This window comes from Pseudomonas fortuita (assembly GCF_026898135.2).
Lineage (GTDB): Bacteria > Pseudomonadota > Gammaproteobacteria > Pseudomonadales > Pseudomonadaceae > Aquipseudomonas > Aquipseudomonas fortuita.
In genome coordinates this window covers 108,900-131,311 of the sequence record NZ_CP114035.2, presented here as the reverse complement: position 1 = coordinate 131,311, position 22,412 = coordinate 108,900, and the positions used below count along the sequence as shown (strand labels likewise).

Genomic DNA, 22,412 nt, shown 5'->3' with positions numbered 1-22,412 from the left:
CGGTAACGCGCCTATACCCGCCGCGGGAGGTGCCCGCGGGTCACCAGCTCGGCAAATTGCCGGGCGTTCAGAGGCCGGGCAAACAGCCAGCCCTGGCCATAGTTGACCCCCTCGCTGTTCAGCAGCACCGCCTGGTCCTCGAACTCGATCCCTTCGGCGATCACCCGCAGGTGCAGGTCATGGGCCATGCGGATGATATGGGGGGCAACGCCGCTGCTGGCGGCATCATGGCCCAGGGCATCGATGAACGCCTTGTCGATTTTCAGGCAGTCCACCGGCAAGGTCTGCAGGTAGGCCAGGCTGCAATAACCCGTACCAAAATCGTCGATCAGCACCTGATGCCCCACGGCGCGCAGCGCCTGCAGGTTGTCACGGGCTACCACCACATCGATCAGGCCACGCTCGGTCACCTCAAAGGCAATCTGGCTGGGCGCCACTCGATGCAAGGCCAACAGGCGGGCCGCCACCCGACCAATACGCGGCACCATCACATCGCATGCCGCCAGGTTTATCGATATGTACAGTTTGGGGTGCGAGCGCAGTAGCTGCCCAAGCTGTTCAAGCACCCGTTGCAGGACAAAATCGGTGATCTGGCGAATCTGCCCGGTGTTCTCCGCCAGCGGAATAAACAAGTCCGGGCTGGTCAGGGTGCCGTCCGGTCGACGCCAGCGCACCAGCGCCTCGGCACCCACGCAACGCCGGCTGTCGAGCTCGATGATTGGCTGATAGAGCACCTGCAGCTCGCCACGGCGCAAGGCATTCTGCAACTCCGAGCTCATCGACCGTCGTTGCAGGATCAACTGGAGTACCAGCCAACCGATGCAGCAGGCCGCCAGCACGCTACCGGGGAACAGCAACCAGAGCATGCCGTTCATCCTCAGCGGCAGGCTCGCCCTCGGGGCTATCAGCACCAGCTGGTAATCCGGCGACTTGGTCGGCATTCGGTAGATCAGCCGATCACTGAGTTCCAGCAATGACTTGTGGCCGTTCGACCATGCGGAGGGCGGTGGCCATACCTGGGGCGGGCCGAGTACCGGAATGGCCCGGGCACCGTTGTCCAGCACCACCACCAGGCTGCCGCCCGGGGGCAGATCGACCACGTCGGTCAGGTGCCCGCGCGAGGTGGAGACCACGAACTTGCCCCGGCCCAGCATGAGTGCAGCCAGGTTCTCGTTGGGTTCGGTGGTGGTGTTCAACCAGTAGCTGTAGGTCGGCCCCTGAATGTCGGGTGCCCGCAGAGGTTCGAACGCCCGCTCATCGCCACGGTTGGAGCAGGCGACATCACCGTCCACATAAGCCGCTTCATAAATGAACCGCGAGCTCAGGCCCACTTGTTGCAACGCCGCCAGCATCGCCGGGCTGCAGCCACGCAAGGGCTGCGCCTGCAACAGGTCGACCCCTTCACGCAACTGGCCAAACACTTGTTCGAGGCGGTCGAGAAATCGCTCGCCCTGGGCGTTCATCTGCTCGCTCTCGCTTTGCTTCATCTGTTGCAGGGCAATGCCAATGCTGGCAGAGAGCAACAGGGCGGCGCTGGCCAGCGCTGCCAAGGAGGCCAGCATCCAGGGACGGTAAAAAATTTGGCGCAGCAGGGTGATGATGGCTGACATCAAAGGCATCCAGTTGATAACTAAGGTATAGCAACTGAATCGAGAATCACCCTCACCGTTTGGCGCTTATCCGCAGTTTACGCAGGCCGTTGCAGGAGCGGCCTTGTCGCGAACGGGCTGCAAAGCCCCCGGGATCTCAGCTTTTGCCTGGTCACCGGGGCCGCTTTGGGGCCCGTTCGCGACACAAGGCCGCTCCTGCAGGGCTCAGCGCATGCGGTTAAGCACCTGCAGCATCGCTGCCGTCTGCGCATCCGGCATGCCGTCGAAGCGCTGAGGGCGGAAGCGCATCTGGAACGCGGCAATCACATGCCGGGTGGCCACATCCAGCACCCCGGTCTGCTCGATTTGATAGCCAAACCGCACCAGCTCCTGCTGGTACCAGCCAATGCCTGGCGGGTTGACGCTGAAGTAGGCCTGCTGCCGCGCCACAGCGTTGGCATCCGGCCAGATACCCAGCCCGGCATCAGCCAGGCGCTTCCACGGGAACAGCGGCCCCGGGTCCAGCTTGCGCAACGGGGCAATATCGCTGTGGCCGATGATGTGCCGCGGCTCGATGTTGTTGCGTTTGACAATGTCCTTGAGCAGCGCGATCAGCGATTGCACCTGCGCTTCGCTGTAAGGGTGCCAGACCCGGCCGTTCGGTGTGTCGGTAAACCCCGGATTGACGATCTCGATCCCAATGGACGAGGAGTTCAGCCAGGTGCGCCCCTGCCACTGGCTGTCACCGGCATGCCAGGCACGGCTGTTCTCATCCACCAGTTGATACACCGTCGCCGGGCCGTCGCCGATCAGGTAATGGCTGCTGACCTCACCATGGGTAAGCAACGCCAGGGAGCGCTCCAGCGAAGCATTGGTGTAATGCAGGACAACGAACTGGATGCGGTTGTCCTGGTTGGCCGAGGGGTGGCTGCGGTCAATGCGCAGGCCCGTCGAGCAACCGGCGATAGACAACAGCAGAAAGGGGATCAGCGTTTTTTTTAGCGTAGAAAGCACGTCAGTGGCCTCAGCGAATCAGCGCTACAGTATAACGTGCTCCCCATGGCCGCGCTTACCGTGGGTCAGTGTTTGCAGGCTAGCCCTGTTCGACCAGGTTGCGGCCCTGCTCCTTGGCCCGGTACAGCGCCGCATCGGCGCGCTTGAGTACCTGGTCGGCGCGCTCCCCGGAGCGAAAAGCAGCCAGGCCGATGGAGGTGGTAATGACCACCCGCTCGCCCTTGAAGTGGAACGGGCAGGCTTCCACCGTGGCCCGCATGACTTCCGCCACTTGGGCAGCGGCAGCCGGCGACCTTTGAGGGAGCAGCAGGACGAATTCCTCACCACCGAAACGGGCGATGAAGTCACGACCCTGCAGGCGCTTGCGTAACTGGTCCGCAACAATCTTCAGTACCTTGTCACCCGCCAGGTGCCCATAACTGTCGTTGATGCGTTTGAAGTGATCCAGGTCGAGGATAGCCATGGCCAGATGGCCGCCGTTCTCTTGCCATTCGACCATTTCGCGCTCTACCCGCTCACTCCAGGCCGCGCGGTTGGGCAGGCCGGTCAGGGGGTCAAGCAGGGCTTTCTGGCGCTGCTCTTCCAGGTGCTCGCGGTAACCGAGCGCTTCGTGCTCCATGTTTGCCACCCGCTCGGACAGGCCTTGCAGGCGCCCCGCCAGCTCTTGCTCGCGGCGATCCCGTTCGTGCTTGTGCTCGTCCATGGTGACCAGCAGGCCTTCCAGGCGGTTTTCCAGGATGTGCTTGAGGCTATCGACGTCAGCGGCGCCCTGCACACTGGTTTGCAACCCATCGACATGCTCACGCAACTGGGTATCCAGCTCGCGAGCGGCAAAGCTGTTGTCGGCGTGGCCGGCGCTGGCCTCGTGCAGGTGGCTCTGGAACCCTTCCAGGCGCTCATTGAGCTGTTGCAGATAAGTTTCGAATTCGTGCTGGCCACTGTCAGTGATCGCCAGCATGAGCACGGCAAGGTCATCCAGCACCGGGATCAGCTCGTACCAGTTCAGGCCACGGGCAACTCGCTCGCGCATTTCCAGCGCCTGAGCCTTGTGCCGTTCGGGCAGGCTCAGGTCATCGAGCAGGCCGATCAGGGTCTTTTCGATGTGCGCCGCAACCTGGCTGTACGGCGGTTCAACCGCGTAGGGCAGGGCATAGGGGCCGTCTTCGCCGAAGGTTTCTTCGAGCGTGGGTGCCGGCTGTGCTTCTGCCAGAGGTTCCCTGACGTCAGCCCCCAGGTCGGGCGCATCATCCTGCGGCAGCTGGGCGGCTGATGTTTCAATTGTTTCAATCAGCGCCGGGCCAGACACCTCCAGATCCGGTTCGGGCAACCCGATCGCTTCGGCGGCCGAAGCGGAAAGCGGTTGCAGCGCATCCACATCGTCACGCTGCGGGGCTTCGGTACTGGCCTGTACAGCCTGGGGCGCCTCAGCAACAGGCATCGGCACAGGCTCGCCTTGTGGGTCGTCCTCACGGCTGCCAAACAACCGTTGCAAAAAGCCGGGCCGGGCTTCGTCCGCCTGTTTGCCAAGGGCCGACAGTGCAAGCCCCTGCAGGCCGCTCAGCTCGCCCAAAAGCGGCGGCAGATCGCGGGACTGGGCAACCCCACCATCGAGTTTTTTTGCCAGCTTTTTCAACGGCCGCGAGATATCGCTGGGCAGCGGTAAGCCTTGCAGCTGGCCGACCAGCGCGGCCAACGCATCGCTGACCTGATTCATGCGGGTTTCCCGGCGCTGTTCGGAGTCCAGCACCGCTTTTTCCAGGCGCGGAATCAACCCGGCGAGGCCAGCATCCATGTTGTCGCTGCGAATAACCTCGCGCATCTCCTTCATGCACGCGTCCACCACCTTGTCACTGCCTTCGGCAGCCAGGGTGCTGCGCACCAGACCACGACGCAGCAGGTCGAGACGGGCGTCCCAGCGGCGTTCGAGCTTTTCTTGCTGCTCGATGCTTTTAAGGTATTTTTCTTTCCAGCGCTCAGCGTCTTCAGTCATGCCGGGGTCCGCAAACGGTGATGGCAATTAGCTCAAGGCCGGCAGCGTATCCACAGTCAATGCATCAGGCAATCGAATCTCGACAGCAACGGGAAGGTGGTCGGAAATTGGCCGCGCCAACACCTCGACACGCTCCAGCGTGAGGCTTGGGCTGAGCAGGATATGGTCCAGGCAACGCTGCGGACGCCAGCTGGGGAAGGTTGCCTCGACTTGCGGGGCAATCAGGCCCAGATCGCGCAACGGCGAGTGCTCCAGCAGGTCGGCGGCATGGGTATTCATGTCGCCCATCAGCACCTGGTGGCGGTAACCGCCAATCAGCTCGCGGATGTAACCCAGTTGCAGGGCGCGGGTCTTGGCTCCTAGCGCCAGGTGCATCATCACCACGATCAGGGCGTCTTCACCTTCACCAAAACGCACCAGGATCGCCCCACGGCCGGCCGGGCCGGGCAACGGGTGATCTTCGAGCAGTTGCGGCTTCAGCCGGCTGAGAACGCCATTGCTGTGCTGGGCAAAACGCCCAAGGTTGCGGTTGAGCTGCTGATACCAATAAGGGAAGGCCCCCAGTTGGGCAAGGTGTTCGACCTGGTTGACGTAGCCCGAGCGCATGCTGCCACCGTCGGCTTCCTGCAAGGCCACCAGGTCGAAGTCGGCCAGCAATTCACCAATCTTCTGCAGGTTGCCGGCACGCCCGTTGTGCGGCAGCAAGTGCTGCCAGCTGCGGGTCAGGTAATGCCGGTAGCGCTCGGTGCTGATGCCGACCTGAATGTTGAAACTGAGCAGCCGCAGTCGACCATCCTCGGGCAGGCCGGAGGCCTGCAGGTGATGCTCGTTGACCTGCGGCTGGTGCAGGCCAATGCCACGCGTGGTTCTGAAGCGGGGCATGGGTTACGCCGCCTACTTGGCGGCGCGCTCCTTGGCGATCAGTTGGTCGGCGACGTCCAGCACCTCTTTCGGCCCGCCTGCGGTACCCAGGTCGAAGCGGTACTTGCCGTTGACGACCATGCTCGGTACGCCGGTGATTTCATACTTCTTCGCCAGTTCCTTGGCCTGGTTGACCTGGCCCTTGATGGCGAACGAGTTGAAGGTGGCCAGGAACTTGTCCTTGTCCACACCTTGGGTGGCGAGGAAGTCAGCCATGTCCTGCGGGTCGGTCAGGCGCTTTTTCTGGTTCTGGATGGCGTCGAACACCGCGGCGTGCACCTTGTGCTCGACGCCCATGGCTTCGAGGGTCAGGAACATCTGGCCATGAGCGTCCCATGGGCCGCCAAACATGGCCGGTACGCGCTTGAAGTTGACATCCTGTGGCAGTTTTTCAACCCAGGGGTTGATGACCGGCTCGAAGTGGTAGCAATGTGGGCAGCCGTACCAGAACAGCTCGACCACTTCGATCTTGCCAGGCACGGAAACCTGAACAGGGTTGCTCAGCTCGAAGTATTCCTTGCCAGCAACAGGCTCGGCGGCCTGGACGGCAGTCATACCCAATACGCTGGCAGCGACCAGCGCGGCGCTGAGAATCAGTTTACGCATGCTTTACTCCTGAGCAGTCATAGGTCGCCACGACCCTACCTGCACTGAGACAGGCCGGGAAGGGATCGAGTTCTGTAGTGTAACGGCTGCGGACTGAAAAAAGGGCGGCCCGGCCGCCCTTTCATCATTGGCCTACAACATTAACCGAAAGTTAATGCAGGCCCTGGATGTAGCTGGCCAACGCCTCGATGTCGTGGTTGCTCAGCTTGCCGGCAATGGTGCGCATGGTCATGGCATCACCATCGTTGGTGCGGTTGCCTTCGCGGAAGTCCGTGAGCTGCTTGGTCACGTACTGCGAGTGCTGGCCGCTCAGGTGCGGGAAGCCGGCCAAAGCAATACCTGCGCCGTTGGGGGAGTGGCAACCGGTGCAGGCAGGCATGCCTTTCTCCAGGTCGCCGCCATTGAACAGCGCACGGCCACGTTCGACCAGCTTGGGATCGGCGGCACCCACGCTGCCTTTCTGGCTGGAGAAATAGGCGGCGATGTCGGCAAGGTCCTGGTCGTTGAACGCGGCCAGCATGCCGGTCATCTCCAGCACCGTGCGCTTGCCCGACTTGATATCGTGCAGTTGTTTTTCAAGGTAACGCTGGCCTTGGCCGGCCAGTTTAGGGAAGTTCGGTGCCAGGCTATTGCCGTCGGGGTTGTGGCAGGCGCCACAGACGGCCGTCTTGGCCTGACCGGCGGCGGCATCGCCCTTGACAGTTTGCGCAGCAGTGGCCGCACCTGCGACACCCAGGGTCAACAGCAGACTCACGACTAGTTTGTTCATCAGCTAATCCAACACGGCTAAGGGTGAAATGTTATGTATCGGGACTGCCGCTCATCCAAAGGATGACCAAACGGTAGTCCTCGGCACTGCAGTCCATGCACAATCCACGCGGCGGCATAGCCTTGAAACCCTGGGTCACGTGCTTCACCAGTACATCCATGCCTTGCGCCAGCCTTGGCTCCCATGCTGCCCGGTCACCCTGTCTGGGTGCCTGTGGCAACTGCCCGGTGTGACAGGCCGCACACGTGCGGTTGTACAACACCTCGGGATCCTGTGTAGCCTGTGCGCTGAAAACCGGCAGGAACATACCGACAGCAAGCAGCCATTTCGCCATGCGGAACGACCTTCAGGGTTGGGGGCCGCGCTGCGTTCTGATGCGCGAGCTATTGTTCGACACCCCATGCCCGTTCTCCTTCGCTGGGAGAATGAGCACACAAAAACTGGGGCATTATATACTTCCGCCATCCAAACGGAAACGACACCGCTTGCCAGGCTCGGGCCTTCAGAGTCAGGCAACACCCACATCGGATATCCCATGCAAGTCAAGAACCCCATCCTCGGCCTCTGCCAGAAAGCCACATTCGCCCTCAGCGCTGCCAAGGTCGAACAATGCCCGGACGACCAGGGTTACGAGGTGGCTTTTGCCGGCCGCTCCAATGCCGGCAAATCCAGCGCCCTCAACACCCTGACCCATGCCAGCCTGGCGCGCACCTCGAAAACCCCCGGGCGCACCCAACTGCTGAATTTCTTCAGTCTGGACGATGAACGGCGTTTGGTCGACCTGCCGGGCTACGGTTATGCAAAAGTGCCGATCCCGCTCAAGCAACACTGGCAAAAACACCTGGAAGCCTACCTGGGCAGCCGTGAGTGCCTGCGCGGCGTGATTCTGATGATGGACGTGCGCCACCCGATGACCGACTTCGACAAAATGATGCTCGACTGGGCCAAGGCCAGCCATATGCCCATGCATATTCTGCTGACCAAGGCCGACAAGCTGACCCACGGCGCGGGCAAGAACACCCTGCTGAAAGTGCAGTCGGAAATCCGCAAGGGCTGGGGCGATGGCGTGACCATCCAGCTGTTTTCGGCACCCAAGCGCCTGGGCGTGGAAGACGCCTACCGCGTGCTGGCGGGCTGGATGGAGCTGGAAGACAAGCCTGCTGTTTGAGGGCCCTATCGCCGGCAAGCCAGCTCCCACAGGTTCAACACAGGCCTCAAGGGAAGTGATACCCCTGTGGGAGCTGGCTTGCCGGCGATGAGGCCGGTACGGTCGACCCAAATTCCGGGCAAAAAAAACCCCGGACTTCGTATGGGGAGGGGGAAGTTCGGGGTCCAAGTCCGGACCGCTAGGGCGGGGTCCAGATATCTGCCAACACTTAACACAACATAGGAGCATCGAAGGGCTTCACCAGCCATTCAGTTACTCTGAGTTCCGCTTCACCGGTTTAGTTCCGAAGCCCTGAAAACTATTTGCGATAGTTTCATGAAACTTCCATACCGACGGCACTGAGCAGTGCCAGGATCCGCGTCACTACGCCGCAGATCCTACACAGCTTTCCGCGCTCAATCAGTGAGCTTCGTCCCAATTCGCACCAATTCCTGCCTCCACCAGCAGCGGCACATCCAGTTGTGCGGCCTGGCTCATGTGCTGGCGAATTTCATCTTTCACCTGCTGCACCAGGTCCTCACGCACCTCCAGGACCAATTCGTCGTGTACCTGCAGGATCACCCGGGCATCCAGCCCGCTCTCGCTCAGCCAGTTATCCACATTGACCATGGCCCGCTTGATGATATCGGCGGCAGTGCCCTGCATCGGCGCGTTGATCGCCGTACGCTCCGCGCCTTTGCGCAGGGCCGGGTTCTTGGCGTTGATGTCTGGCAGGTACAGGCGGCGGCCGAACAGGGTTTCGACAAATCCTTGCTCGGCGGCCTGGGCACGGGTGCGCTCCATGTAGGCCAGCACGCCCGGATAGCGGGCGAAGTAGCGGTCGATGTAGTCCTGCGACTGCTTGCGGTCGACACCGATCTGCTTGGCCAGCCCAAAGGCGCTCATCCCGTAGATAAGGCCGAAGTTGATGGCCTTGGCTTTACGGCGCTGGTCGGTGGTGACGTCTTCCAGGGCCACACCGAACACTTCCGCCGCCGTTGCCCGGTGCACATCGAGGTCGTTGCGGAAGGCGTGCAGCAGGCCTTCGTCCTTGGCCAGATGAGCCATGATGCGCAGTTCGATCTGCGAATAGTCCGCCGCCAGCAGTTTGTAACCCGGGCTGGCAATGAACGCCTGGCGAATACGCCGGCCTTCGGCGGTACGAATCGGGATGTTCTGCAGGTTCGGGTCGCTCGACGACAGCCGGCCGGTGGCTGCCACTGCCTGCTGATAGGAGGTATGGATACGCCCGGTGCGGGGGTTGATCTGGCCCGGCAGCTTGTCGGTGTAGGTGCTCTTGAGCTTGCTCAGGCTGCGGTACTGCATCAGTACCTCAGGCAGTGGATAACCGAGCAAGGCCAGCTCATCGAGCACGGCTTCGGCAGTGGATGGCTGGCCCTTGGCGGTCTTGCTCAGCACCGGCATGCCTAGCTTGTCGTAAAGGATCGCGCCCAGCTGCTTGGGTGAACCGAGGTTGAACTCTTCACCGGCCAGCGCGTAGGCGCGCTGCTCCAGTTCGGCCATCTTCACGCCCAGTTCACCGCTTTGCACATGCAGCAGCGCAGCATCGACCAGCGCTCCCTGGCGTTCGATCTTGGCCAGCACCGGCACCAGCGGCATCTCGATGTCCATCAGCACCGGCTGCAGGCTAGGCGTCTGTGCCAGGCGCGCCTGCAACGCCTGGTGCAGGCGCAGGGTAATGTCGGCGTCTTCGGCAGCGTAGGGGCCGGCCTTGTCCAGGTGGATCTGGTTGAAGGTCAGCTGCTTGGCGCCCTTGCCGGCGATGTCCTCGAAGGCAATGGTGGTGTGGTCGAGGTACTTCTGCGCCAGGCTATCCATGTCATGACGGGTGGCGGTGGAGTTCAGCACGTACGACTCGAGCATGGTGTCGTAGGCCACGCCACGCATTTCGATGGCGGGTGAGCCATTGGCGAGGATGTTGATGTCGTACTTGGCGTTCTGCCCGACCTTGGCCTTGGCCGGGTCTTCCAGCAACGGTTTCAGTGCCAGCAATACGGCCTCACGGTCCAGCTGGGCCGGTGCACCTTCATAGTCGTGGGCCAACGGCACATAAGCCGCCTCATGGGGCGCGACAGCGAAAGACAGGCCAACCAGCTGCGCCTTCTGGGCGTCAAGGCCGGTAGTTTCGGTATCGAAGGCGAACAGCGGCGCCTGGCGCAGCTTTTCCAGCCAGGCTTCAAAACGGGCTTGGTCAAGAATGGTTTCATACTGCGGCTCGACCTTGGCTGCCGGCTCTTCGACCGGCGCAACGTCATCGCCAGCCCTTGCGGCATCACGCTGCACCTCGGCAACCCAGCTCTTGAACTCCATCTCGGTGTACAACGCCAGCAACGCCTCACGATCAGGCTCACCGCAGACCAACGCCTCGACCTCGACATCCAGTGGCACGTCTACCTTGATGGTAGCCAGCTCGTAGGACAGGAACGCCGCATCGCGGTGTTCCTCCAGCTTGGCCGGCAGGGTCTTGGCACCGCGAATGGCCAGTGCCGGCACCTTGTCCAGATTGGCGTACAGGTCGCTGAGGCCGCCGCCAATACCGGTCAGCAGGCCCACAGCGGTTTTTTCGCCAACGCCGGGTACGCCGGGGATGTTGTCGACCTTGTCGCCCATCAGCGCCAGGAAGTCGATGATATGTTCCGGGCCGACGCCAAATTTCTCGTGCACGCCAGCCACGTCCAGCACGCTACCGGTCATGGTGTTGACCAAGGTAATGTGCCCGTCCACCAGCTGCGCCATGTCCTTGTCGCCGGTCGAGATGATCACCGGGCGGCCCTGGGCGGCGCTGCTGCGCGCCAGGGTGCCAATCACGTCATCAGCTTCGACACCCTCGACGCACAGCAGCGGGTAGCCAAGTGCCCGCACGCTGGCATGCAGCGGCTCGACCTGCACCCGCAGGTCGTCAGGCATGCTTGGGCGGTTTGCCTTGTACTCTGCGAACATGGCATCGCGGAATGTGCCGCCCTTGGCGTCGAATACCACCGCGAACAAGCTGTCCGGGTACTGCTTGCGCAGGCTCTTGAGCATGTTCAGCACACCCTTCACCGCACCGGTCGGCATGCCCTTGGACGTGGTCAGCGGCGGCAGCGCGTGGAAGGCGCGGTACAGGTAGGAGGAACCGTCCACCAGGACGAGGGGGGCTTGGCTCATGAGCAGAATCAACCTTTTCGACGGGTCCGGCGCTAGAATAGCCAGAATCATTGACGACAAAGGGACTAGGTTATCATGCGTACACTCAATCGCCTGTTACTGCTCGGCCTGTTGGCAACCACGCCAGTCGTCACCCTGGCGGCGGACGACGCCCCCTCGGCCGATCCCGAGGTGACCATTCGCACGGAAGGCGACAAAACCATCCAGGAGTACCGGCAGAACGGGTTCCTGTATGCGATCAAGATCACGCCGAAAAACGGCAAGCCTTATTTTCTGGTGCGCGCTGATGGCACTGATGCCAATTTCATTCGATCCGACCAGCCGGACATGCTGATTCCGTCCTGGAAGATTTTCGAGTGGTAATCTGACGCGCACCGTTCACATCAACCCGGCACTTCCCGGCGGAAGTGCCCGTATGGGCAAATTTTCATCATGTCAGTCTTCACCCCCGTGACCCGGCCTGAGCTGGAAACCTTTCTGGCACCGTATGAGCTGGGCCGTCTGCTCGACTTCCAGGGCATTGCCGCCGGCACCGAGAACAGCAATTTCTTCGTCAGCCTCGAACAGGGGGAGTTCGTCCTGACGCTGATCGAGCGTGGGCCAAGCGAAGACATGCCGTTCTTCATAGAACTGCTAGACACCCTGCACGACGCTGACATGCCGGTGCCCTATGCCGTTCGTGACCGCGACGGCAACGGCCTGCGCGAGCTGTGTGGCAAGCCGGCGTTGCTGCAGCCACGGCTGTCGGGCAAGCACATCAAGGCGCCCAACAACCAGCACTGCGCCCAGGTCGGCGAGCTGCTGGCGCACATTCACCTGGCCACCCGCGAGCACATCATCGAGCGCAAGACCGACCGTGGCCTGGACTGGATGCTGGCTTCGGGTGCCGAGTTGTTGCCACGCCTGTCCGCCGAGCAAGCCGCACTGCTGCAGCCGGCACTGCAAGAGATCAGCGCGCACAAGGCGCAGATCCTGGCTTTGCCGCGGTCCAACCTGCATGCCGATCTGTTCCGCGACAACGTGATGTTCGAAGGCACCCACCTGACCGGTGTGATCGACTTCTACAACGCCTGCTCCGGGCCGATGCTGTATGACATCGCCATCACCGTGAACGACTGGTGCCTGGACGAGCAGGGCGCAGTGGATGTACCGCGTGCCCAGGCACTGCTGGCAGCCTATGCGGCGCTGCGGCCGTTCACTGCCGCCGAAGCCGAGCTGTGGCCGGAAATGTTGCGCGTGGGCTGCGTGCGGTTCTGGCTGTCGCGCCTGATTGCGGCAGAATCGTTCGCCGGGATGGATGTGATGATCCATGACCCGAGCGAGTTCGAAGTGCGCCTGGCGCAGCGCCAGCAAGTGGCCTTGCACCTGCCATTCGCCCTCTAGACCGCGTCTGCTTCTTCGCGGGCACGCCCGCTCCCACAGGGATAACACAACCCTGAAAGTTATCGTTGTTTCTGTGGGAGCGGGCATGCCCGCGAAGAGGCAGGTACAGGCTTAGAGCTGTTCCAGGCACCCCGCCAGCTCACCACCCAGCTTCTCAAGCAAGCGCTCATACCCTTTGCCATCCACCGGGTCGGTACCGCCGAGTGCATCCAGCTCGGCCAGACGCACCGGCAGCCCGGCAGTCAGGGTCTCGGCCAGGCGCGGTCGCAATGGCGGTTCGCTGAACACGCACGTCTTGCCCACTTCCTGCAGGCGCTTGCGCATGGCCGCTACATGTTGCGCCCCAGGCTGCACCTCGGACGCCACGCTGAACACGCCGGCGTGCTTCAAGCCATACTCAGCTTCGAAATAATCGAACGCTTCGTGGAACACGAAGTACGGCTTGTCGGCAATACCGGCCACCCGCGCCTTGATACGCTCATCCAAAGCATCCAGGCGTTCGTCGAAGGCCTTGAGGTTGTTTTGGTAGCGGGCAGCATTAGCCGGGTCGACCTGGGCCAGGTCAGACGCCATTTTTGCCGCGATTACCCGCGCGTTGACCGACGATAGCCACAAATGAGCATCCAGGCTGCCCGGGCGGTGATCGTGGTCATGATCGTCGTGATCCTCTTCCTCATGGGAATGGCTGTCCTCACCAAAGTGGCGCAGCTTCATGCCGGTCAGCGACTGCACAGCCACCGTCGCCTTGCTACGGCTCGCCAGTACCCGAGGCAGGAAATTCTCCATGTCCGGGCCGATCCAGTACAGCAGGTCGGCATCACCTACCCGCCGCACATCGGAGGGGCGCAATGCATAGTGGTGCGGCGAGGCACCTGGCGGCAGCAATACGTCAGGGCTGCCTACGCCATCCTGCACGGCGGCGGCAATCTGCTGCAGGGGCTTGATACTGGTGAGCACACGCACATCGGCGTGAGCGGAAAATGCGATGAAAGCGACAAACAGAGCTAGGAATCGGGACACGGTGGATACTCGAGTCGTCAGAAACAGGTAACATAATAACGTCTCCATCCAGAACCGTCGCTGCCCATGTCCATCACGCCGCTGGCCAACCGTCCTCACGATCACTCCCATTGCGTACACAGCGCACTGGCTGAAGCCGACGCCTTGTGCACCCGCCAAGGCCTGCGCCTGACCGCGCTACGCCGCCGTGTGCTGGAGCTGGTGTGGCAAAGCCACAAGCCGCTGGGCGCCTATGACATTCTCGCCGTGCTCAGCGAGCAGGACGGCCGCCGTGCCGCCCCGCCCACGGTATACCGCGCGCTGGATTTCCTGCTGGAAAACGGCCTGGTCCACCGCATCGCCTCGCTCAACGCCTTCATCGGCTGCAGCCACCCCGAGCACGTGCACCAGGGCCAGTTCCTTATTTGCCGGGCCTGCCATGTGGCCATCGAGCTGGAGCAGAGCAGCATCAGCGAGGCCATCATCAGCAGCGCCAAAGGCGTGGGCTTTGCGGTCGAGACCCAGACCGTGGAAGTGGTCGGCCTGTGCGGCAGCTGCCGGAGCGCGGCATGAGCGATGCCCTGATCCGTCTTGAGCAGGTCGGCGTCACCTATGGCGGCGAGGCGGTGCTCGACAGCATCGACCTGTCGGTCGCCCCCGGCCAGATCGTCACCCTGATCGGCCCCAACGGGGCGGGCAAGACGACCTTGGTCCGTGCCGTACTCGGGCTGCTCAAGCCGCACCGCGGCAAGGTATGGCGCAAGCCGAAGCTGCGCATTGGCTACATGCCGCAAAAGATTCAGGTCGATGCCACGCTGCCGCTGTCGGTGCTGCGCTTTTTGCGCCTGGTGCCCGGCGTAGACCGTGCAGCAGCCTTGTCGGCGCTACAGGAGGTAGGCGCCGAACAGGTCATCGACAACCCGATCCAGACCATTTCCGGCGGCGAGATGCAACGCGTGCTGCTGGCCCGCGCCCTGCTGCGCGAACCCCAGTTGCTGGTGCTCGACGAGCCGGTGCAGGGCGTGGATGTGGTCGGCCAGACCGAGCTGTACAACCTCATCACCCGCCTGCGTGATCGTCATGGTTGCGGCGTGCTGATGGTGTCCCACGACCTGCACCTGGTAATGAGCGCCACCGACCAGGTGGTATGCCTGAACCGTCACGTGTGCTGCTCGGGTCACCCCGAGCAAGTCAGCGGCGACCCGGCGTTCGTCGAGCTGTTCGGCCAGACCGCGCCAAGCCTGGCCATTTACCACCATCACCACGACCACAGCCACGACCTGCACGGTTCGGTGGTCGCCCCTGGCACCCATGTTCACGGAGAGCACTGCAAGCATGGCTGATTTTCTTCTCTACGCCCTGCTTGCCGGTTTGTCCCTGGCGCTGGTGGCTGGCCCGCTGGGCTCCTTCGTGGTGTGGCGACGCATGGCCTATTTTGGCGACACGCTGTCCCACGCGGCCCTGCTCGGCGTGGCCCTGGGGTTCGCCCTGGATGTCAGCCCGACGCTGGCAGTTACTATCGGCTGCCTGTTGCTGGCGATCCTGCTGGTCACCTTGCAGCAACGCCAACCGCTGGCCTCCGATACCCTGCTCGGCATTCTCGCCCCCAGCACCCTGTCGCTGGGCCTGGTGGTACTGAGTTTCATGCACGACGTGCGCATCGACCTTATGGCCTACCTGTTCGGCGACCTGCTGGCCATCAGCACCACCGACCTGGCCTGGATCCTCGGCGGCAGTGCGCTGGTGTTGCTGCTACTCGCCGCGCTGTGGCGGCCGCTGCTGGCGGTTACCGTGCACGAAGAACTGGCCATGGTCGAAGGCCTGCCGGTGGCCGGCTTGCGCCTGGCATTGATGCTGCTGATTGCGGTGGTGATTGCCGTGGCCATGAAGATCGTCGGTGTGCTGCTGATCACCTCGCTACTGATCATCCCTGCTGCTGCGGCGCAGCGACACGCCCGCTCCCCCGAGCAGATGGCCCTGGGCGCCAGCTTGCTGGGCGTCACCGCCGTCTGCGGTGGCCTGGCCATGTCCTGGTTCAAGGATACCCCCGCTGGCCCGTCGATCGTGGTCTGCGCGGCGGTGCTATTCTTGCTGAGCCTGGCCCTGCCGAAACGCTGAAAGACAGGGCGTGTGCAGGCACGCCTTGCAACCTTTTGCCGGGTAAAGGGTCTGTAAGACCTGTTTTCGAGCGTGCGCACCTGGGTGTAGACTTGCTCGCTTTTTGCGCAAATAGAGAGTCGCAGGAATGAAGCCGTTCGCCTCCCGTTATCTGCTTGTTGCCGCGTTTTCCCTGTTCCTGGGTGCCTGCTCCAGCGCGCCGGTCGAACAGGCCACCGCACCTGCCCAAGCCGATGCCTGGCAGCAGTTGCAACAAAACATCGCCAGCAACGAACTGGCCACCGCCGAAGACCAGCTTGCAGCCCTGCAGGCTCAGTCGCCCGACGACGCACGCCTGGAGCAATACCAGCGTCAGTTGGCCGAAGCCTACCTGCAACGCAGCCAGATCGTCTTGCAAAAGGGCGATGTGAACGCAGCGGCTACCGCCCTGGCCCGCGCCCGAGCTCTGATGCCACAAGCCCCGGCCGTGACCGGGGGCGACCCCCTGACCCAGGCACGCAAGGCCGAGCTGGAAAAAGCGGAGGCTGCCTTGAAAGCCGCCGAATCCAAGCCCCAGGCACGCCTCATTGACCCAACGGCGCCAAGCACGGTGGTGGCCTTGAAGACCACTGACAGCCGTGCCATGCGCCGCCAGCTCGATGACATTGCCGCCGATGTGGTGAGCTATGACTGCGAAGTGGTGTTTCAGGTGCCGCGTACCGACGATGCGCCGTGGCTGAAGACCTTGCTGGAGAAACGCGTGCGCAAGATCGACAGCGGGTTCGAGCTGAAGCAGAAGCATGAAATCCAGCGCTCGCTGCCGGCGCAGGTGGTTCTGGTTCCGCACCAGCATTGAGAATCTGGGGGCGCTGTGCTCCCCATCGCGACACAAGGCCGCCCCTACAGGGAACTGCTATCCCTGTAGGGGCGGCCTTGTGTCGCGATGGGGTGTCGAAGCAGCCCTTAGGCCGGCACAGCCTCCGCGGCAGCTTCACGCTCCCACACCCTATGCCCCTCGACCGCTTTGACGAAAGCGTCCAGCGTCTTCTGGTCATCGCCCAGCAACAGCCCCTTGTCTTCCTTGAGGCCCAGTGCGTCCACCAGCACCTTGCCTTCTTTGGCAAAGCCGATCGCCTTCAGGTGCTTGTAGGCCTCGAGCAGGAAGTGCTTGGCCAACCCACTCGCCCCCAGCGCATCCAGCGCGGCCTTGCCGGCCGGTACCAATACCCCGTCGAACATGATCGAAGGCATGCCCTCCATCGACGCATCCACTGGCAGTGCCTTGCCGTCAGCAGCCTTGACCGGTGCCGAGGTTGGGCCAAGCAGCATGATGCGTGCGCTATGCGCCTCAAGCGCCTTGACCAGCCGGTCGACACTGCCGGCATCCACGCCATCGGCCAGCAGCACGGCTATCTTGCGCCCCTTGATGCCCACAACCCCCGGGTGGTTCATCTGGCTCAGCGCGGGGGACTCGGCCAGTTTGCTGCCCTTCACCTGAACGGTGCCCGCCTTGGGTGCCGGCAACCCCAGGTTGGCGGCCACGGCGGCGGCCAGCTTGAGGTCGATGTTGGCTAGAATTTCGTTCACCTCACGGGAACGAATGGCCTCGCGCTCCACCTTGCCCAGTTCGAAGCTGTAGGCCTTGATGATGTGCTGTTGCTCTGTCGGGCTCATGCTCTGGAAGAACAACCGCGCCTGCGAGAAGTGGTCGCCAAACGACTCGCTGCGCTGGCGAATCTTGTGCGCATCAACGCGTTCCTGGTAGCTCTCGAAGCCGCCATCCTGCGCCGCAGGTGGCGTTTCCTTCGGCCAGCCGCCGTCGATGGAGTTCGGCTCATACGAGGCACGGCCCCTGTGCACGATGTGCTGGTGCAACGCGTCACGCTGGTTGTTGTGGTTGGGCGCCACCGGGCGGTTGATCGGGATCTGGTGGAAATTCGGCCCACCCAGCCGGCTCAGTTGCGTGTCGGTATAGGAGAACAGCCGGCCCTGCAGCAAGGGGTCATTGGTGAAGTCGATACCCGGCACGATATGGCCAGGGCAGAAGGCAACCTGCTCGACCTCGGCAAAGAAATTGTCCGGGTTGCGGTTCAGGACCATCTTGCCCAGCGGGGTAACCGGTACCAGTTCTTCGGGAATGATCTTGGTCGGGTCCAGCAGGTCGAAGTCGAATTTGTGTTCGTCAGCCTCAGGCACAATCTGCACGCCCAGTTCCCATTCCGGGTAGTCACCGGTTTCAATGGCTTCCCACAGGTCACGGCGCTGGAAGTCTGTATCCTTGCCCGCCAGTTTCTGGGCTTCGTCCCACAGCAGCGAATGCACGCCCTGGCTCGGCTTCCAGTGAAACTTGACGAAGCTGGCCACGCCCTCGGCATTGATCAGCCGGAAGGTGTGCACGCCAAAGCCTTCCATCATGCGCAGGCTGCGCGGGATGGCGCGGTCAGACATGGCCCACATGACCATGTGGGCCGATTCCGGTACCAGCGAGACAAAATCCCAGAAAGTGTCATGCGCCGAGCCGCCGGTAGGTATTTCGTTGTGTGGCTCCGGCTTAACCGCGTGAACAAAATCGGGGAACTTGATGGCATCCTGGATGAAAAACACCGGCATGTTGTTGCCAACCAGGTCGAAATTACCCTCGTCGGTATAGAACTTGACTGCAAAGCCCCGCACATCTCGCACCGTGTCGCCAGAACCACGTGGGCCCTGAACCGTGGAAAAGCGCACAAAAACCGGGGTGATCTTTTCCGGATCCTGCAGGAAACCGGCCTTGGTCAGTTCCGCGTGATTGCCATAGCTCTGGAAGAACCCGTGTGCACCGGTACCGCGTGCGTGCACGATGCGCTCGGGGATCCGCTCATGGTCGAAGTGGGTGATCTTCTCGCGCATGATGAAGTCTTCAAGCAGCGAAGGCCCGCGGTCACCCGCCTTCAGGGTGTTCTGATTGTCCGCAATACGTACGCCTTGGTTGGTGCGCAGCGCATGCCCGGTCGCATCACTGCGGTCGGCCTCCAGGCTTTGCAGCTTGGCATTGGTATTGGCCCGGTCAGGGGTCTGGGTGCCGGCGGCTTCACTCTGCTTGGGCGCGTCCGTTTTCTTGCTGGGCATGATCGGCTCTCCTCATCAGTCTTAAGGCTTGCCCGTTCAGGGCTTGTCCAAGTAGTGACTGGAGGGCGTGGCCGAGCGTTCAATCAGGATTACCAGTTGTCGCGATATGCCCGAAGGATTGGTGCATTACGAAATAAATGCTAAGAACAGCTATTGGAAAAGGCTAAAATGCGCGACCCCAGCTAACCGCTGACCCAAATTTCAATGCGCCCCACAAGGTTCGCTACGTGATCGAGTTCCAACAGGTACATAAAACCTACCGCGTTGCCGGTAGGGAAATCCCCGCACTGAATCCGACCAGCCTGACCATCGAAGATGGCCAGGTGTTCGGCCTGATCGGCCATTCCGGCGCCGGCAAAAGCACCATGCTGCGCCTGATCAACCGCCTGGAAGAACCCTCCGGCGGCAAGATCATCGTCGACGGCGAAGACGTCACCGCGTTCAACGCCAGCCAGCTGCGCGGCTTCCGCCAGCAGATCGGGATGATTTTCCAGCACTTCAACCTGCTGGCTTCCAAGACAGTCGCCGACAACGTCGCCCTGCCGCTCACTCTGGCCGGCGAGCTGTCGCGCAGCGAAATCGACAAGCGCGTTACCGAGCTGCTGGCCCGCGTGGGCCTGTCGGACCACGCCAGAAAGTACCCGGCGCAGCTGTCCGGCGGCCAAAAGCAGCGTGTCGGCATCGCCCGCGCCCTGTCCACCAACCCGAAGATCCTGCTGTGCGACGAGGCCACCAGTGCCCTCGACCCGCAAACCACGGCCTCGGTCCTGCAACTGCTGGCCGAAATCAACCGTGAGCTGAAGCTGACCATCGTGCTGATCACCCACGAGATGGACGTGATCCGCCGTGTCTGCGACTGCGTGGCCGTGATGGACGCCGGCCAGATCGTCGAGCAAGGCTCGGTGGCCGATGTGTTCCTGCACCCGCAGCACCCCACCACCAAGCGCTTCGTCCAGGAAGACGAGCAGGTCGACGAAGGCGAGCAACGCGACGACTTTGCCCACGTGCCGGGCCGCATCGTGCGCCTGACCTTCCAGGGCGACGCCACCTACGCCCCACTGCTGGGCACCGTGGCCCGCGAAACCGGTGTGGACTACAGCATCCTCGCCGGGCGTATCGACCGCATCAAGGATGTCCCCTATGGCCAGCTCACCCTCGCCCTGATCGGCGGTGACATGGAAGCGGCGTTCGCCCGCTTCAAGGCAGCTGACGTACATATGGAGGTACTGCGTTGATGGACGCCCTGAATTTCTTTGCCAACGTCGACTGGGCCGAAATCTGGCTGGCCACCATCGACACCATGATCATGCTGTTCGGCTCGCTGTTCTTCACCGTGCTGCTGGGCCTGCCACTGGGTGTGCTGCTGTTCCTCTGCGGGCCGAAGCAAATGTTCGAACAGAAGGGCGTATATGCGCTGCTTTCGCTGGTGGTCAACATCCTGCGCTCGCTGCCGTTCATCATCCTGCTGATCGTGATGATCCCGTTCACCGTGCTGATCACCGGCACCTCGCTGGGCGTTGCCGGCGCCATCCCGCCGCTGGTGGTGGGTGCAACGCCGTTCTTCGCGCGCCTGGTGGAAACCGCCCTGCGTGAAGTGGACCGCGGCATCATCGAAGCTACCCAGTCGATGGGCGCTACCACCCGCCAGATCATCACCAGCGCGCTGCTGCCGGAGGCCCGCCCGGGTATCTTCGCGGCCATTACCGTCACCGCCATCACCCTCGTTTCGTACACCGCCATGGCCGGTGTGGTGGGTGCCGGTGGCCTGGGCGACCTGGCTATCCGCTTCGGTTACCAGCGTTTCCAGACCGACGTGATGGTCGTGACCGTGGTACTGCTGCTGGTACTGGTTCAAGTACTGCAGAGCGTGGGCGACAAACTGGTCGTGCATTTTTCCCGTAAGTAACCCCAATGGGGTCGGCCTGGCCGACCCGTTCGGGGGCCGTCGCGGCCCTCACAAGGAGTGATCAATGAAGAAGCTGCTTGCTGTTGCTGCCGCTGTTGCGGCCTTCTCGGCCCACGCCGATACCCTGACCGTTGCCGCCACCCCGGTGCCGCATGCCGAAATCCTCAACTTCGTCAAACCGCAACTCGACAAAGAAGGCGTTGATCTGAAGGTCAAGGAATTCACCGACTACGTCCAGCCGAACGTACAGGTTGCCGAAAAGCGCCTGGACGCCAACTTCTTCCAGCACCAGCCGTACCTGGATGAGTTCAACAAGGCCAAGGGCACCCAACTGGTCAGCGTGGCCGGCGTGCACATCGAGCCGCTGGGGGTGTATTCGACCAAGATCAAGAAGCTGGACGAGCTGTCCTCCGGCGCCACCGTGGTCATCCCCAACGACGCCACCAACGGCGGCCGCGCCCTGCTGCTGCTGGACAAGGCCGGTGTGATCAAGCTCAAGGACAACAAGAACATCCTGTCCACCGTGAAGGATGTTGCCGAAAACCCGAAAAGCATCAAGTTCCGTGAGCTGGAAGCCGCCACCATCCCGCGTGTGCTGACCCAAGTCGATGCCGCCTTGATCAACACCAACTACGCGCTGGAAGCCAAGCTGAACCCGGAAAAAGACGCCCTGGCCATCGAAGGCAGCGACTCGCCGTACGTGAACATCCTGGTTGCCCGCCCGGACAACAAGGACTCGGAAGACATGAAAAAACTGGCGGCTGCGCTGCACTCGCCAGAGGTGAAGCAGTTCATCATCGAGAAGTACAAGGGCGCTGTGGTTCCGGCGTTCTGATCCAACATCCCCGGGGCCGCTTTGCGGCCCTTTCGCGGCACAAGGCCGCTCCCACCAAGTAAGGCGTACGCCGATCCATGTGGGAGCGGCCTTGCGCCGCGAAAGGCCTGCGCAGCAGGCCCTAAATCTCAATCCCGCTTCACAAGCCCAGGCAACTGCGCCACCAGCTTCTGGTTGTTGAACGGCGCACGAATGAATCCACGCTGACGCCTGGCTGCCCGCCCGGACAACTAGGACTCGGACGACATGAAGAAACTGGCGGCTGCGCTGCACTCGCCAGAGGTGAAGCAGTTCATCATCGAGAAGTACAAGGGCGCTGTTGTTCCGGCGTTCTGATCCAACATCCCCGGGGCCGCTTTGCGGCCCTTTCGCGGCACAAGGCCGCTCCCACCAAGTAAGGCGTACGCCGATCCATGTGGGAGCGGCCTTGTGCCGCGAAAGGCCTGTGCAGCAGGCCCTAAATCTCAATCCCGCTTCACAAGCCCAGGCAACTGCGCCACCAGCTTCTGGTTGTTGAAGGGCGCCCGAATGAACCCACGCTGACTCCTGGTTGCCCGCCCGGACAACAAGGACTCGGAAGACATGAAAAAACTGGCGGCTGCACTGCACTCGCCAGAGGTGAAGCAGTTCATCATCGAGAAGTACAAGGGCGCTGTGGTTCCGGCGTTCTGATCCAACATCCCCGGGGCCGCTTTGCGGCCCTTTCGCGGCACAAGGCCGCTCCCATAAAGTAAGGCGTACGCCGATCCATGTGGGGAGCGGCCTTGCGCCGCGAAAGGCCTGTGCAGCAGGCCCTAAATCTCAATCCCGCTTCACAAGCCCAGGCAACTGCGCCACCAGCTTCTGGTTGTTGAAGGGCGCCCGAATGAACCCACGCTGA

The 22,412-nt window shown here is 62.3% G+C and carries 19 protein-coding genes and 6 pseudogenes; 12 read left to right on the top strand and 13 right to left on the bottom strand.

Annotated features, from left to right (window positions below):
- Positions 1 to 11 precede the first annotated feature (11 nt).
- From OZ911_RS00660 to OZ911_RS00630, 7 genes and pseudogenes are all read right to left on the bottom strand, one after another.
- Positions 12 to 1,610, bottom strand: a complete 1,599-nt coding sequence (locus OZ911_RS00660; protein WP_016484282.1) for an EAL domain-containing protein — start codon at positions 1,608 to 1,610, stop codon at positions 12 to 14.
- 204 nt (positions 1,611 to 1,814) lie between these two features.
- Entirely contained in the window at positions 1,815 to 2,603 is a 789-nt protein-coding gene (locus OZ911_RS00655; protein WP_023047256.1) for an N-acetylmuramoyl-L-alanine amidase, read from the bottom strand.
- 79 nt (positions 2,604 to 2,682) lie between these two features.
- Positions 2,683 to 4,593 (bottom strand): GGDEF domain-containing protein, encoded by a 1,911-nt coding sequence (locus OZ911_RS00650; protein WP_023047255.1) that lies wholly within the window; start codon positions 4,591 to 4,593, stop codon positions 2,683 to 2,685.
- A 27-nt stretch (positions 4,594 to 4,620) separates the two neighbouring features.
- Positions 4,621 to 5,453 (bottom strand): annotated as a pseudogene (locus OZ911_RS00645) (endonuclease/exonuclease/phosphatase family protein).
- Between the two features lie 34 nt (positions 5,454 to 5,487).
- The gene (gene dsbA / locus OZ911_RS00640; protein ID WP_023047254.1) at positions 5,488 to 6,120 is read right to left on the bottom strand and encodes a thiol:disulfide interchange protein DsbA; all 633 of its coding nucleotides are present in this window, start codon (positions 6,118 to 6,120) and stop codon (positions 5,488 to 5,490) included.
- A 151-nt stretch (positions 6,121 to 6,271) separates the two neighbouring features.
- Entirely contained in the window at positions 6,272 to 6,889 is a 618-nt protein-coding gene (locus tag OZ911_RS00635) for a c-type cytochrome (protein ID WP_016484277.1), read from the bottom strand.
- A gap of 31 nt (positions 6,890 to 6,920) precedes the next feature.
- Positions 6,921 to 7,223: a c-type cytochrome gene (locus OZ911_RS00630; RefSeq protein ID WP_016484276.1), complete on the bottom strand. Its 303-nt coding sequence runs from the start codon at positions 7,221 to 7,223 to the stop codon at positions 6,921 to 6,923.
- Positions 7,224 to 7,424: 201 nt separating this feature from the next.
- Between OZ911_RS00630 and yihA the strand changes: the two genes are divergently transcribed.
- Positions 7,425 to 8,057, top strand: a complete 633-nt coding sequence (gene yihA / locus OZ911_RS00625) for a ribosome biogenesis GTP-binding protein YihA/YsxC (protein WP_016484275.1) — start codon at positions 7,425 to 7,427, stop codon at positions 8,055 to 8,057.
- Positions 8,058 to 8,456: 399 nt separating this feature from the next.
- Here yihA and polA read toward each other — a convergent pair whose 3' ends face one another.
- Entirely contained in the window at positions 8,457 to 11,204 is a 2,748-nt protein-coding gene (gene polA / locus OZ911_RS00620; protein ID WP_016484274.1) for a DNA polymerase I, read from the bottom strand.
- 75 nt (positions 11,205 to 11,279) lie between these two features.
- Here polA and OZ911_RS00615 point away from each other — a divergent pair, with 75 nt between their 5' ends.
- Both OZ911_RS00615 and OZ911_RS00610 read left to right on the top strand, forming a co-directional pair.
- The gene (locus OZ911_RS00615) at positions 11,280 to 11,567 is read left to right on the top strand and encodes a DUF2782 domain-containing protein (RefSeq protein ID WP_003252997.1); all 288 of its coding nucleotides are present in this window, start codon (positions 11,280 to 11,282) and stop codon (positions 11,565 to 11,567) included.
- Between the two features lie 69 nt (positions 11,568 to 11,636).
- Positions 11,637 to 12,587, top strand: coding sequence for a homoserine kinase (locus tag OZ911_RS00610; protein WP_016484273.1), 951 nt, complete (start codon positions 11,637 to 11,639; stop codon positions 12,585 to 12,587).
- Between the two features lie 111 nt (positions 12,588 to 12,698).
- Here the strand turns inward: OZ911_RS00610 and OZ911_RS00605 are convergent, their stop codons facing one another.
- Positions 12,699 to 13,655: a zinc ABC transporter substrate-binding protein gene (locus tag OZ911_RS00605; protein ID WP_070086751.1), complete on the bottom strand. Its 957-nt coding sequence runs from the start codon at positions 13,653 to 13,655 to the stop codon at positions 12,699 to 12,701.
- 18 nt (positions 13,656 to 13,673) lie between these two features.
- On the opposite strand from OZ911_RS00605, the gene zur reads away from it, so the two are divergent.
- From zur to OZ911_RS00585, 4 genes are all read left to right on the top strand, one after another.
- Positions 13,674 to 14,159: a zinc uptake transcriptional repressor Zur gene (gene zur / locus OZ911_RS00600; RefSeq protein WP_016484271.1), complete on the top strand. Its 486-nt coding sequence runs from the start codon at positions 13,674 to 13,676 to the stop codon at positions 14,157 to 14,159.
- Positions 14,156 to 14,929, top strand: coding sequence for a zinc ABC transporter ATP-binding protein ZnuC (gene znuC, locus OZ911_RS00595; RefSeq protein ID WP_016484270.1), 774 nt, complete (start codon positions 14,156 to 14,158; stop codon positions 14,927 to 14,929). Before zur ends, znuC begins: the two co-directional genes overlap by 4 nt.
- A complete protein-coding gene (gene znuB / locus OZ911_RS00590; protein WP_016484269.1) occupies positions 14,922 to 15,704 on the top strand; it encodes a zinc ABC transporter permease subunit ZnuB in 783 nt (260 codons plus the stop codon). The genes znuC and znuB overlap by 8 nt, the downstream gene beginning before the upstream one ends.
- A 127-nt stretch (positions 15,705 to 15,831) precedes the next feature.
- A complete protein-coding gene (locus OZ911_RS00585; RefSeq protein ID WP_016484268.1) occupies positions 15,832 to 16,539 on the top strand; it encodes a PA5502 family lipoprotein in 708 nt (235 codons plus the stop codon).
- A 107-nt stretch (positions 16,540 to 16,646) separates the two neighbouring features.
- Here OZ911_RS00585 and katE read toward each other — a convergent pair whose 3' ends face one another.
- A complete protein-coding gene (gene katE / locus OZ911_RS00580) occupies positions 16,647 to 18,791 on the bottom strand; it encodes a catalase HPII (protein WP_023047103.1) in 2,145 nt (714 codons plus the stop codon).
- A gap of 227 nt (positions 18,792 to 19,018) precedes the next feature.
- Here katE and OZ911_RS00575 point away from each other — a divergent pair, with 227 nt between their 5' ends.
- The 3 genes from OZ911_RS00575 (at position 19,019) to OZ911_RS00565 (ending at position 21,532) form a co-directional block, all read left to right on the top strand.
- The gene (locus tag OZ911_RS00575; RefSeq protein WP_023047104.1) at positions 19,019 to 20,026 is read left to right on the top strand and encodes a methionine ABC transporter ATP-binding protein; all 1,008 of its coding nucleotides are present in this window, start codon (positions 19,019 to 19,021) and stop codon (positions 20,024 to 20,026) included.
- On the top strand, positions 20,026 to 20,697 hold the full coding sequence (locus OZ911_RS00570) for a methionine ABC transporter permease (protein ID WP_012269918.1): 672 nt from the start codon (positions 20,026 to 20,028) through the stop codon (positions 20,695 to 20,697). Before OZ911_RS00575 ends, OZ911_RS00570 begins: the two co-directional genes overlap by 1 nt.
- Positions 20,698 to 20,761: 64 nt before the next feature.
- The gene (locus OZ911_RS00565; protein ID WP_268968542.1) at positions 20,762 to 21,532 is read left to right on the top strand and encodes a MetQ/NlpA family ABC transporter substrate-binding protein; all 771 of its coding nucleotides are present in this window, start codon (positions 20,762 to 20,764) and stop codon (positions 21,530 to 21,532) included.
- Between the two features lie 128 nt (positions 21,533 to 21,660).
- Here OZ911_RS00565 and OZ911_RS00560 read toward each other — a convergent pair.
- Positions 21,661 to 21,741: pseudogene (locus tag OZ911_RS00560) on the bottom strand (SCO family protein); the annotation flags it as partial.
- 1 nt (position 21,742) lies between these two features.
- Between OZ911_RS00560 and OZ911_RS00555 the strand changes: the two are divergent.
- Positions 21,743 to 21,868: pseudogene (locus OZ911_RS00555) on the top strand (MetQ/NlpA family ABC transporter substrate-binding protein); the annotation flags it as partial.
- A gap of 128 nt (positions 21,869 to 21,996) precedes the next feature.
- Here the strand turns inward: OZ911_RS00555 and OZ911_RS00550 are convergent.
- A pseudogene (locus OZ911_RS00550) lies at positions 21,997 to 22,074 on the bottom strand (SCO family protein); the annotation flags it as partial.
- Position 22,075: 1 nt separating this feature from the next.
- On the opposite strand from OZ911_RS00550, the pseudogene OZ911_RS00545 reads away from it, so the two are divergent.
- Positions 22,076 to 22,204 (top strand): annotated as a pseudogene (locus OZ911_RS00545) (MetQ/NlpA family ABC transporter substrate-binding protein); the annotation flags it as partial.
- Between the two features lie 129 nt (positions 22,205 to 22,333).
- On the opposite strand, the pseudogene OZ911_RS00540 reads toward OZ911_RS00545, so the two are convergent.
- Positions 22,334 to 22,411 (bottom strand): annotated as a pseudogene (locus tag OZ911_RS00540) (SCO family protein); the annotation flags it as partial.
- Position 22,412 lies beyond the last annotated feature (1 nt).